Origin of the sequence: Brevibacillus fortis, from assembly GCF_046196545.1 — a bacterium.
GTDB lineage: Bacteria > Bacillota > Bacilli > Brevibacillales > Brevibacillaceae > Brevibacillus > Brevibacillus fortis_A.
On record NZ_CP176370.1, the window covers coordinates 4741936 to 4753898 of the forward strand.

Below are 11963 nucleotides of genomic sequence, written 5' to 3' on the forward strand. Positions count from 1 at the left end.
TTTTCTACAAAAAAAACTGCCCAGATCCTTTTGGAATCTGGGCAGCCTCTTTATTTCTTATTTTCCTCTTGATTTCCCAGCAGATTGGTTAAACGGTTTTCCACCCTTGGCAGAGCGAGCTGCTCCACCCTTTCCTGCTTTTTTGGCATCGGCTGGCTTCGCGGATTTACCTGCTTTACGCGCCGCAATCGCTTCTGCCTTCTTGCGATTTTTCTCGTACTGCGTCTGCAAATCACCCAGTTCACGCGCCATCTTCTTTTTGTAGCCTGGTTTTACCTTCGTCTTTTTCTTTATCGCTTCACGTACAGGAGAGAACTCTTTGTCTTTTTCCTTCTGTTGCTCTTTCGCCTGTTGCGCCCGCAGCTCAATGAAATGAGCTTCCCGTTCTTCCGCACGTTGACGGCGACCCTCATCCAGATGGCGACCTACCTGCAAAATTCTTTCCTCGATCGATGCCTTCGTGGCTTTGGCAAAACGCCCCATCAAATTCTTCTGACGAGGAGAAATGAGGGAGATGGCTTTTCCTTTTTGTCCCGCACGACCCGTACGTCCAACGCGGTGAATGTAGCTGTCCACGTCATTCGGCAAATCGTAGTTGATGACATGTGTCACGCCTTCTACGTCGAGTCCACGAGCTGCGATATCTGTCGCGATCAAGTATTGGAAACGAATCTCACGGAATTGCTTCATCAGTTGTTCGCGCTTGTTTTGGGACAAATCACCGTACAGTGCTTTCGCAGCGAGGCCATTTTCCTGCAATCGAGCTGTAAGCTGCTGTACACGTACTTGTGTATTGGCAAACACGATGGTCAAGAACGGCTGCTCTTGCTCCAGCACATCGACGAGAGCGTCCGTCTTATCGCTTTGGTTCACTACATAGTAAAATTGTTCAATGCGCTCAACAGTCTTCTGCTTGCCCTCGATCTTGATATGCGGTGGCTGCTTCATGAAGCGATGCGCCAGTCTTTTCACCAAATCAGGCATCGTAGCTGAAAACAACAGCACCTGACGTTGGGAAGGCGTGTGGACGATCACTTGCTCCACATCTTCCAAGAAGCCCATTTCCATCATTTTATCTGCTTCATCCAACACCAATGTGGAGATGCGTCCGAAATGGAGCGATCCGCGCTTCATATGATCCAGCACGCGCCCAGGTGTTCCGACTACAACATGAACAGTTTCTTTCAGTTTGCTCAGTTGCTTGTCGATATCCGTTCCACCGTGCAGAGACAGCACGTTTACATTCAGGTGCTTACCCAGTTTCTCTACTTCTTTGGCAATCTGAATGGAAAGCTCACGTGTCGGGGTGAGGATGAGCGCTTGAATATCGCGTTTTCCCTCTTCCAGTGCATTGAGGATCGGCAGCATGAATGCAGCTGTTTTTCCCGTACCTGTCTGAGCTTGTCCGATTAGATCTTTGCCTTCCATAATGAGAGGAATGGCTTCCTCTTGAATTTGTGTCGGTTCTTTATAATACAGGTCTTGAATCCCTTGCATCAGCTCCGGACGAAAACCAAAAGACGCAAACGATTTTGCCATAACTTCCACTTCCTTTCACAAGCGATCCGATTCGCCACACCATGACTGCATGGACAGTGGATGCGATAAAACCGGCTCTCATCAATCAAAATTCATCCTAGGCAGGTTGTTGCCCTTGCGAAATCCTATCCTACCTATACTAAAGGAGTACTCTCGAAAAAACAACTAAACCGTTCAAGTCCCGGGTATTTTTCTTCGAGACTCGCGACGACGAAGCAAGCTAACTGAAATTTTCTCTTACATGATGTGACCATATATCGATGTCGCTGATCTAATTACTGTCAATGCGAAAAACCAACACAGAAAGGAGTGAAAAAGGTGGATCTAAGAGAACAGGTTCTCCTGGCAAAGCAAGGAGATCGTGAAGCTTTTATCGCTGTTGTCAAACACGTTGAGAGCTCCTTGTACCATACAGCTAAATCCATCCTGAAAAAGGAGGAAGATATTGCGGATGCTCTCCAGGAAACCATTTTGAAAGCTTATAAATCTCTGCATTCACTTCGTGAGCCCCATTTTTTCAAAACATGGATGTTCCGAATTTTGATTAATGAATGCAATAAGATAGTAGCAAATCGCTCCCGTAATGTTCTAATGGATGATTTCCCTATTCAATTGTCACTCTCACCTAAAGACGAACTTATTGACCTGCGGGACGCCGTTGAGAGATTGGATGATCAGCAGCGTCTTGTTATTGTGCTTCACTATTTTGAAGACATGCCTGTAAGACAAGTAGCAGAGGTACTGGAAATTTCGGAGAGTGCTGCAAAAATGCGGCTCAGTCGGGCACGGAACAACTTGATGGAGAAATTAAACACTTTTCGGGAAGGGAAGATACATTATGGATCAATCTAAATTTGATTTAGAACTAAAGGAGTACAAACGTAGAAAAAATACGACAATGTCACCATTGGTACGGGCTCGACTGGATGAAACATACGCCGCTCTCCCGGAAATGTCTCGTGAACGAACAGTCCCTCGATTACGCAAAGCACCATATGTTGCGGCCGCCGCAGTTATCCTAGGAGCAACTGTATTCACCTCCGGATTTGTCTCTCCTGTCATGGCGCAATCGATTAAGCAGATCCCACTCGTCGGCAGTCTCTTTACCTTAATCGAAACGGACCTCGGCTTACGAGCTGCAGGCGAACAAGGTCTTTCTTCCAAGGTAAACAGGAGTATTTCTCACCAGGACATTAAGCTCGAGGTAACGGAGACGGTCTTCGACGGAACACGTGCTGTCTACCTGCTCAGTGTAACGGCGCCAAACCTGAAGGACGGACTGTTTGATACGGGAAAGGAGGTTGTCAAACTTAGTGACGCTATCGAAAATGTCACTTTTACCATCGATGGAAAAGGTCAAGATGACCCAAGTAGTTTGGTAACAGGCGGTGGTTTTTTCTACGCAGCTGGTGAATCGCATCCAAACTTTCTTGTTTTTGAAGAAATTTTGAAGACACCTGACCAAAATTCAAAGGTCGTGATTCCAGACTCTTTCCAAGCGGAAGCAGTTGTTAAGCTTGCTGGAATTGATCAAGCCTTCAAATTGGACATTCCCTTCCAAAAAACAACGAACGACACTATCCGGCTTAAGCCGAATGCTACTCAATCCAACGATGGGATTTCTTTCGAAGTATCCGAGGTCAATGTGACGCCGGTGACAACGCGCTTGTTGTATTCCGTCAAACTGGATGACAAGACATCTAATAAGTTCATCAGAGCTGCCCTGTTTGACGACCAAGGACGTCAACTGACGTCTCTCCACGGAGAAGGAGAACTCACGGATAACACTCTCACATTTGACGCCCGCTATGCTTCTGCACAAGGACAGCCGAAGTATTTCATAATCAAGCCTTTTGTCGTAAAAGATGATTCAGCTGAAACAGTCGCAGACGATCAGTTTATTAAGGGTCTGGAAATAAAGGTAGACCTCCCCGAACAGAATAAGTAACAAAACGAAAACCCTCTCCCATGCATTCATACCTTGCATGGGGAGGGTTTTGCCTTCCTTACCTTATGAATCAAGTAGTTGTTGTACGGTATCCTTATCGAGCTTCTTGATGACAGCTGTCAGCAGCTGAACAGCCTGCTCAAAATCACTTTTTGACATAATCGCATTATGGCTGTGAATATACCGTGTCGCAAAGCCGACGACAATAGACGGGCAGCCAATGCCGCTTGTATGGAATTTCGCTGCGTCTGTTCCGCCTCCTGCAAGGGCATCCACCTGGATATTGATGCCGAGCTCCTCTGCTGTGTCGAATACAAGATCGCGCAATCCGGTATGAGGAATCATTGTGGCATCAAATAACATCACGAGCGGACCATCCCCCACGTTGCAGGTCATCGGATAGGATTCATTTCCAGGTGTGTCATATGCGAGTCCAACATCGACAGCAAAAGCAATATCTGGTTCAACCAGCTTCGCTACTGTGCCAGCACCGCGCGTCCCAACTTCCTCTTGAACGGTTGCACCGGCGTATAGCACATTTGGATGCTCTTCCGACTGCAAACGTTTCAGCACCTCGATTGCCAGCGCACACCCCGCCCGATTGTCGAGCGCCTTTGCGACCCACAGCTCTCCGTTGCGCATCGTCGTAAAATCACTGTCAGGGACAATCCAATCACCAGGGCGAACACCCATTTCCTTCGCATCTGCTTCATCTTTTGCCCCGATGTCAATGTACAAATCCTTGAGCTTCATGACTTTTTCCCGCTCTTCTTTTTCCAGAGCGTGTGGTGCCTTCGAACCAATGAGCCCGAGATACTCACCTTTGCGTGTCTTGACCTTCACGCGCTGTGAGAGAATATTGTGCGTCCACCATCCGCCGAGCTGGATAAAACGCAAGTACCCTTTTGGCGTGATATGCGTCACCATGAAGCCCACTTCATCCAAATGTCCCGCGAGCAAAATTTTCGGACCGTTTTCTGCACCCGTCTTCTTACCGAGTACTCCACCCAGTCGATCCTTTACCAACTCGTCGCTGAGAGGCTGTAAGTACTCCTCCATTTTCACCCTGACTTCGCGCTCGTGCCCAGGTACTCCGTCCGCTTCCGTCAAATCCTTGATCAATTTCGTGAGATCGTCCATCATTTATCTCCTTTTCGATACTGACATTTTCCCTCTATGTTTTCGAGAAACCGTTTACAAAATCCTTTCATTTCCAAATTGCCTACATTCTATTTGTTATTGTTTCCCTAACCAATGTCCCGAATGCGCTAGATTACTTCTTCATGCTGTCGCTTCTTGTTCTTGCTCAATCTTTTTCGTAATCCGATGAAATAGCACGAGACAAATCAGTCCCATCCCTACAAAAATTCCGGTGATCGCAACGTTGGGAACCCACGCACTGACAAGAATAAACACACCTGCACTGCTGACCCCCACGATACTAAACAGAGAATGGACAGCCATATATGTGCTCCGCGCATGATCCGGCACCATATTGGCGAGTACCGCTTGCTTTACCGGAATGTGCATCACTTCACCCAACGTCGCGAAGAACATGGCAATGAGCAAGACTGCGGGAGAGTTGCTGAAGCTAATCCATGCATACCCGCAAAAGTACAGAACCAAGCCTGACAGGAGCACGGCCCTATCTCTCATGCTCTTCATCACGTAGGAGACAACAACGGTCAAGCAAACAACGAGCAGCGTATTTTCTGTTTTTAATAGGCCTAACAAGTTCATCCCATCCACCTGAATGGCAAGAAACGAAAATAACTGCTCAGGCTCTGGGGTTTCTTTCACTAAACGAAGGCCTATGACATTGGTCAATTGCTCCTCCACAGCTATAATGAGCAGATTCGCTATGGTAAACAGCAGAAAAATCCGATGCTTGACTACTTCTTTATAAGCTCCCATGACATCCGCCATAAAACTCGAATCTTTTTGTCTTTGATTGCGAATCGCCGAGCGTGTATGTTTTTCTGGCACATACGTTTCCTTGATAAACAGGATCGTAATGGCGAGCGAAATCGCAATGCTTACAGCCACACCGAGAAATAGAGCAAAGTAATGCTCGTCGAACAAAAAAGCCCCCACCAATCCTCCTATTGCTACCGCCAGATTATTCAACCAATAGGAAGCAGTAAAAATCGCTCGCCTGTTCTCGGGCTGACTCACATCAATGATGAGTGCTTGGTAAGCAGGACCCGACGCCCCCAAACAAAAGTTATGGAACAGAAACAAAATAAATGTCACATAGGGCAACTGAATCCAGGGCGAGTTAACGAAGGCCACACCAAGAAAACTAAGGAAGATGACCGCCTCACACACAACGATGACTTTTTTTCGCCCGATCCTGTCTGCCACATATCCCCCTGCAAAAGAACCTGCGACACTCGCTGCCATCACGCCTAAAAACATAAAACCCGTTACAACCGTCCCCAATTGCTTGGAGAAAAAAACAATCAAGTACGGGGTCACAGTCATGCTCGCCATCGTCGTCAAAAATTGTAACATCAATCTGATCTGGATGTTGCTGTCGAACTTCCAAAAACGCATTGTGACCACTCCTCTTTTTGTAACGATTGATTAATCAATCATTTATAATCCAAAAAAAATAGACCGATGGAGAATGCTAGCGATTCTTCGGTCCAAAAAGCTGCATGGCAAACGGGACGAATTTTTCCCACATGTTGCTTTGTGGCTCATCGGTCAAATTCACACGCAGACCAATTAGCAGGCTCATGTACGCTGTCGCCACGTATTTGGGGTCTTGGACATGCAAGAGTCCTTTCTCTTGTCCATTGATCAAGAGCTCCGCAATTTTCGTACGAAAGCTGTTGTGAAACGCATCTAGCTCGGCAAAAGAATGGGCAAAACGATTGTAGTAGCCGACTACTTGTACGACCAGTCGCAAGTACGAATCAAACGCGGCGAAGATCTTGATGTGATTAGTCACCATTCTCTCTAATTCCAGTAATGGCTCAGATGCTTGGGGATCAAAGTCAAGCAGTTTGACCGAATGCTCTTGCAATGGCTCCGTGACGGCTGCATGAAAAAGCTGATCCTTGTTTTCAAAGTACGTGAAAACACTGCCAAAGCTCACTCCCGATGCCTTCGCGACTTTTGCAATGGTGGTATCATCATAGCCGTGCTCGGCAAACAGGAGAATTGCCTGCTGGAGAATCGTTTCCCGCTTTTGCTTCATCTTTAGCACTTGTTCTTCTGAAAGTGGCATGCTGTACAGACTCCTTGCCAATGAATGATTAATCGATCAATCGTTACTTGCATTATAGTATTGACTTCCAGCATTTGCAAAGAATTTTGTCTCGCCTGATTCAGGAAAAATAAAAACGACTGGCGCTTGTGTCCAGCCGTTTGCTATTCCTACTTCGCTAATTCATAGATCGCTTGCGCGTAAATCGCTGTCGCTTTGATTAGATCATCCACGAAAATATATTCATCTCGCTGGTGGGCACTGTCAGGACGACCTGGGAAAAGCGGTCCGAATGCTACCCCAACGTCCAGCGAACGGCCGTAGGTAGCGCCGCCAATTGCAATAATGCCAGCTTCCTCGCCTGTTTGTGCCGTATACACGCGTTGCAGTGTCGTCACTAATGGATGATTCGGGTCGACGCGGTGCGGTGTCAGATGCTCTGCCACTTCGAGCGTAAATGCCCCTTCACTGAATCGTTGGGCAAGAACAGCCGACCATTTTTCGAAGGCAACAGAATGTGGGTAACGGATATTCAGACGGAAAAGCGCATCCTGCTTTTCGTCATACTCGATCACACCAGTGTTCAGTGTGAGCGCACCCATTTCTTCATCATCATGCGCGATGCCGAGTGCTTCACCGTAATGCTGCTTGTGCAAATAACGATCAGCCAAGCTAACAAATACAGCTCCGCGTTCATCCAAGGACAAGGTGCGCAAAAAGTGAATAAGCTCGGTACCCGCGTTGACACCTTTGCTCGGATCCATTCCGTGAACCGAAACGCCCTCCAGATGCAGCACGACAAGACCGTCCTGCTCTTCCACTTTGCCTTTTAAGCCAGTCGCTTCCAAGTGCTGGCGATAACTTTGTGCAATCGCCTCACTATTCAAGCCGATTGGGGCAAGCGTCGCTACAGTCTTGTCTGGAACCATGTTCATCCGCAAGCCAGCCTGTAAGGAAACGAGCTTTGCCGCTACATTATCCGCAGCAGGTATCCCGAGGCTTTGGAAGGATGCAAGCGTCTGACGCAACGACAGATCGGTCAAGCCTTTTTCCGCATAGATCAGCGGGAAGTCTGCATCTGGTGTAAAGCCCATCGTCGGCATTTCTTCCGTTTCAAAATACGTGTTCACACACTGCCAGCTCGATTCTTCATCCGTACCGAAAATAAAGCGCACGCGCTTCGACAGCGGCAATCCCAGCTCCATCACGATCTTCGCTGCGAAAATGGCCGCCATCGTCGGTCCCTTGTCGTCAATCGCACCACGGGCCACCATACGTCCATCCACGATCTCGGCTGCATACGGTGGCGTACTCCAGCCATCGCCTTCCGGTACGACATCGACATGGCTCAGAATGCCGATCAATTCCTCGCCTTGTCCAAATTCAGCGTGTCCTGCATACCCGCGGACGTCTTTGGTTGTCATGCCTGCTTTTTCACACACGCCTAGCGCAAAGTCAAGCGCTTGCCTAATCCCTTCTCCAAAAGGAGCGCCTTCCCGTGCTGACTCCGGGTCCAAAACGCTTTTAATTTGCAAAAATTGTTGTGTCGTCGCAATCAGTTCTTCCTTGCGTTTATTCGTTTCTTCCAGCCAATTAACGCTTGTCATTTTCTTCTCCAGTCCTCTCGTTCAAGCTACCTTCGTCCATTGCCGCATCCACATCGAGATCCAGCTCGACCAATGATAATAACGACTCCATCGGCACTTCTTTTTTCGTAAATTCTGCTTGGGCGTCTTTAATTTCCTCCCGGATGTTGTTCATTTCGCTATCCAGCTTGTAGGACGCCTTGGCAGCCTCGAACAATCTTTGCCGTATATCGGATGGGATAATTCCCTCGTATTTATAATTCAGCGAGTGCTCAATCGTCGCCCAAAAATTCATTCCCAATGTGCGAATCTGAATTTCTACCGGAATGGTCACTTGCCCACCCGCCATCATGATCGGATACTCCACGGCAAGGTGATAGCCGCGATACCCGCTTTCTTTTGGGGTAGAGACATAATCCTTCTCCAAATACACACGCATGTCTCCGCGATTGCGGATCATCTCAACGACTGCAGGTATATCATCTATAAACTGGCAAATGACGCGGATGCCCGCGATATCGCGAATTTCCCAGCAGATATTCTCATCAATCGGAAACTGCAAGCGGTTTGCCTTGTTGTATATACTCGGGATCGATTTGACCCTGCCCACCGCAAACTCGATCGGCGAATGTTCCTTACGTTTGCGCAACTCGTTACGGATATTTTTAATTTTGACTTTGATTTCTTCTACAGCTTGTTCGAACGGTAGCAGATATAGTTCCCAATCTAGTTTGTGCACGCTTACGTCCCTCCGGCTTGAAACTCTCCATCGTCCTTATCATTCAACATTTTGTGTGAGATATCCTTCCAAAATACAAAAAGAGACGGGAGAAAAGGCAGTTGACACTGGCTTTTGCTCCGTCCCTCTTTTCTTAATTTTCACGCGAAACAAAGGTTGCAAGTGAGCTTCTCAGCTCTTCTGCCAGAATGGCCAGCTGATTCGCAGCATCTGCGATAAGCTCCATCGCTGCACTCTGCTCCTCTACCGCAGCAGAGATGCTTTGGACACCGGCAGCCGCTTGCATCGACGCGGACGATACTTCCCCAGCGACAACAGCTACCTGCTGGGCATCTGGCGCCATACGCTTGAATGCTTTACTGACACCATTAATTTCTTGCGACACCCCGAGGATGTTTTCCTCGATGTGCTGGAACATCTCTTGCGATTGGTGTGCTGTTTTCATGCCGCGGGCGGTCGTTTGGGCACCCTCGACCATCCTGGCGACTGCTTCCTTCGTATCCTTTTGTACGTCTCCAATCATGCCTACGATCTGCTGGGCAGCACTGTTGGTATCTTCCGCCAGCTTGCGCACTTCCCCTGCTACGACTGCAAATCCCTTGCCATGCTCCCCTGCTCTGGCCGCTTCAATCGCAGCATTCAAGGCTAACAGATTGGTCTGTCGGGCAATTTCTGTAATGACAGAGATAATTCTCGAAATGTCCTTTGAGCGCCCTTCCAATACATGAATCACATCCGTTGCAGCTTCTACCGAACGATTGATTTCGTCCATGCTGTCCATCACATCTGCGATCGCACGTCTGCCTGCGTGTGCATGCTGCTTCATTTCTTCCGCAGATTCAGTCACCCGTTCTACATTTTCCGTTACGACCGCCACATCTTTCGTCAAATCAACAGCCAGATTCAAGGTTTGTCCCATTTTTTCTACCTGACTGTCAGCAGAGGCAGCCACTTGATCGACGACGAGGACAATTTGCTGGCTGGAAGCGGCAATCTCACTGGTGTTTCCCTGAATATTTCGCACCGCACCGGAAACGGAAGCGGCTGCCTGCTGAATCTGAAACAAAATTTTGCGCAGTTGCTTCTGCATCGTAACGAGAGACCCGGCCAGCTCCCCTAGTTCATCTTTTCGTTTTAATAGCTTGTCAGGAATCTCACGCGAAAAATCCCCATGCCCGATCCGCTCTGCGACAGCAAGCATGCCGCGAAACGAGCGGCGCAGCCAGTTTGCTGTAAATAACGAGATGATGACGATGAGCAAGAGTACAGCACCATTAAAGGCAATCATGGCATCCCGAATGCGGGTTGGGCCCTCCAGTATTTCGGTCATATTCATCTCTGCCAAAATCGCCCACGTCTTCTTCCCCACCTTGACCTGATCGTAGGACACGAGCACTTGCTGTCCTAAGTAATCCACGCTTTCGACCGTTCCTTCGGATTGCTGGGTGAGCAAGACTTGATCAACGATAGGCGTATCTACTTTTTGCTGTAACAACGTATTTGGCCCACTGCCCAGTTGTGAGCGCATGAGCTTGTCCGGACCACCAACCAAGTAAATCTTCCCGGTTTCCCCCAGTCCTTCTCGTTGGTTGAATATTCTTGAAATATAATCCATGGATACTTCGACTGCGATTTGCCCGATGACGTAACCTCGCTCGTAGATCGGTGCTGCAATGTATACTCCTGGCGCCCCTCCAGATGGCTCGTAAATGCCTAGATCTGACATTTCTGCGCTTTGGGTTTTCTGGACTTGCTGCACAGTCTGGCCAAGTACAGAGTCAGCGTGTCGGCCTGTCAGGAGATTGGTACCAAAATCGGCCTGCGGCTTTGTCTCGTACACGATGTCCCCTTGTGCATTCAATAGAAAGGCATTCACGAAACCGTAGCGAGCCACCTCCATCTTCAATTCGTTCGTATACCGCGCTTGCACTTCTTCATAAACAGGCGATTCTCGTCCTTGCCGCCACACGTCCTCAAACGAAGAAAGGGCAGACATTACTGTTCCCGATGCAGCCAACGTATCCACGTTCCTGGCTCGCTCGCGAAAGTAATTTTCCACCTGTTCCTTGTTGCTGTGACGCAGCGCTTCCAGTGTAGCGGCACTTCCGTTCAACAATTCCTGCTTGGATTCCTGATAAGCAAACACTCCCGCTGCCGTCAGCGGTACACTTCCTGCCAGTAGCAGTACGAGCAGTATACGAGCGCCCAACTTCATGGAAAAGCCCCCCATTTTTACCAATCTCTTTTTCTGGTATACTTATAGAATATTATTTATATTTCTACTATTTATATGAATATAGTACCAGAAAAGGAAAAAGGAAGGCTAGACCAAATGTATCAGGCTGTTTCGAAAATCATAGCAATTTCGTCGCACATCGGCAGCTTGGAGCAGTTAATGCAATCCTTCCAAGCTTTTTGCGGCAGTGTTTCCTTGGCAACCACCCAAAACCCGCACTTTTCAAAAAACACTTGTTGATAGGTCAGCGCCAGTACACGCTTAATTCCCAAAAGACGGCATTGCTCAACCAAATGAAGAACCAGATGTTTCCCAACGCCCATCCCCTTCGCTTTTTCCGAGATAGCCAAGGAGCGGATCTCCGCCAGGTCCTCCCACAAAATATGTAGGCCCGCGACACCTACGACCGAATCTCCGTCATGAGCGACAATAAAGGATTGCAAGTTTTCCAAGAAAGACAGCTTCGTACGTGGCAGCATTAAGCCTTGTTGTGCATATTCATTAACAATCTCCAACATGGCATCCACGTCTTTCATCGTAGCCTGACGTACTGCCAAAGCCTTTGCAACACCCATTTTACTCTCCTCCACCCCATGCATAACGAGCCTGGTATGATTTAATATTTATTCATTATAGTATATAAATATACATTCGACCTTCGCAGAAGTCTATCCTTTTTTCACCTAAATTATGCTCAATTG

10 protein-coding genes are annotated in these 11963 nt (G+C 48.0%); 2 read left to right on the plus strand and 8 right to left on the minus strand.

Features of this window, described 5'->3' with window-relative positions; all coding sequences use genetic code 11:
• Positions 1–57 precede the first annotated feature (57 nt).
• Positions 58–1539 (minus strand): DEAD/DEAH box helicase, encoded by a 1482-nt coding sequence (locus ACKKE8_RS23420; RefSeq protein WP_409175128.1) that lies wholly within the window; start codon positions 1537–1539, stop codon positions 58–60.
• A gap of 318 nt (positions 1540–1857) precedes the next feature.
• On the opposite strand from ACKKE8_RS23420, the gene ACKKE8_RS23425 reads away from it, so the two are divergent.
• Both ACKKE8_RS23425 and ACKKE8_RS23430 read left to right on the plus strand, forming a co-directional pair.
• Positions 1858–2391, plus strand: a complete 534-nt coding sequence (locus tag ACKKE8_RS23425) for an RNA polymerase sigma factor (RefSeq protein ID WP_409175129.1) — start codon at positions 1858–1860, stop codon at positions 2389–2391.
• Positions 2378–3487: a DUF4179 domain-containing protein gene (locus tag ACKKE8_RS23430; protein WP_409175130.1), complete on the plus strand. Its 1110-nt coding sequence runs from the start codon at positions 2378–2380 to the stop codon at positions 3485–3487. The genes ACKKE8_RS23425 and ACKKE8_RS23430 overlap by 14 nt, the downstream gene beginning before the upstream one ends.
• 63 nt (positions 3488–3550) lie before the next feature.
• Here the strand turns inward: ACKKE8_RS23430 and ACKKE8_RS23435 are convergent, their stop codons facing one another.
• From ACKKE8_RS23435 to ACKKE8_RS23465, 7 genes are all read right to left on the minus strand, one after another.
• A complete protein-coding gene (locus ACKKE8_RS23435) occupies positions 3551–4627 on the minus strand; it encodes a M42 family metallopeptidase (protein WP_409175131.1) in 1077 nt (358 codons plus the stop codon).
• Between the two features lie 141 nt (positions 4628–4768).
• The gene (locus ACKKE8_RS23440; RefSeq protein WP_409175132.1) at positions 4769–6043 is read right to left on the minus strand and encodes an MFS transporter; all 1275 of its coding nucleotides are present in this window, start codon (positions 6041–6043) and stop codon (positions 4769–4771) included.
• A gap of 76 nt (positions 6044–6119) precedes the next feature.
• Positions 6120–6722: a TetR/AcrR family transcriptional regulator gene (locus tag ACKKE8_RS23445; RefSeq protein ID WP_409175133.1), complete on the minus strand. Its 603-nt coding sequence runs from the start codon at positions 6720–6722 to the stop codon at positions 6120–6122.
• A 149-nt stretch (positions 6723–6871) separates the two neighbouring features.
• Positions 6872–8308, minus strand: a complete 1437-nt coding sequence (pepV, locus tag ACKKE8_RS23450; protein WP_409175134.1) for a dipeptidase PepV — start codon at positions 8306–8308, stop codon at positions 6872–6874.
• On the minus strand, positions 8295–9026 hold the full coding sequence (locus ACKKE8_RS23455; protein ID WP_409175135.1) for a GTP pyrophosphokinase family protein: 732 nt from the start codon (positions 9024–9026) through the stop codon (positions 8295–8297). The genes pepV and ACKKE8_RS23455 overlap by 14 nt, the downstream gene beginning before the upstream one ends.
• Positions 9027–9159: 133 nt before the next feature.
• Positions 9160–11241 (minus strand): methyl-accepting chemotaxis protein, encoded by a 2082-nt coding sequence (locus tag ACKKE8_RS23460; RefSeq protein ID WP_409175136.1) that lies wholly within the window; start codon positions 11239–11241, stop codon positions 9160–9162.
• A gap of 122 nt (positions 11242–11363) precedes the next feature.
• On the minus strand, positions 11364–11837 hold the full coding sequence (locus tag ACKKE8_RS23465; protein WP_007722846.1) for an N-acetyltransferase: 474 nt from the start codon (positions 11835–11837) through the stop codon (positions 11364–11366).
• Positions 11838–11963 lie beyond the last annotated feature (126 nt).

Bases quoted from the DNA above. Each gene is read 5' to 3' on its own strand.
- ACKKE8_RS23430 (WP_409175130.1), top strand. From the start codon at position 2,378: ATGGATCAATCTAAATTTGATTTAGAACTAAAGGAGTACAAACGTAGA.
- ACKKE8_RS23445 (WP_409175133.1), bottom strand. From the start codon at position 6,722: ATGCCACTTTCAGAAGAACAAGTGCTAAAGATGAAGCAAAAGCGGGAA.
- ACKKE8_RS23465 (WP_007722846.1), bottom strand. From the start codon at position 11,837: ATGGGTGTTGCAAAGGCTTTGGCAGTACGTCAGGCTACGATGAAAGAC.
- ACKKE8_RS23420 (WP_409175128.1), bottom strand. From the start codon at position 1,539: ATGGCAAAATCGTTTGCGTCTTTTGGTTTTCGTCCGGAGCTGATGCAA.
- ACKKE8_RS23440 (WP_409175132.1), bottom strand. From the start codon at position 6,043: ATGCGTTTTTGGAAGTTCGACAGCAACATCCAGATCAGATTGATGTTA.
- ACKKE8_RS23435 (WP_409175131.1), bottom strand. From the start codon at position 4,627: ATGGACGATCTCACGAAATTGATCAAGGATTTGACGGAAGCGGACGGA.
- ACKKE8_RS23460 (WP_409175136.1), bottom strand. From the start codon at position 11,241: ATGAAGTTGGGCGCTCGTATACTGCTCGTACTGCTACTGGCAGGAAGT.
- pepV (WP_409175134.1), bottom strand. From the start codon at position 8,308: ATGACAAGCGTTAATTGGCTGGAAGAAACGAATAAACGCAAGGAAGAA.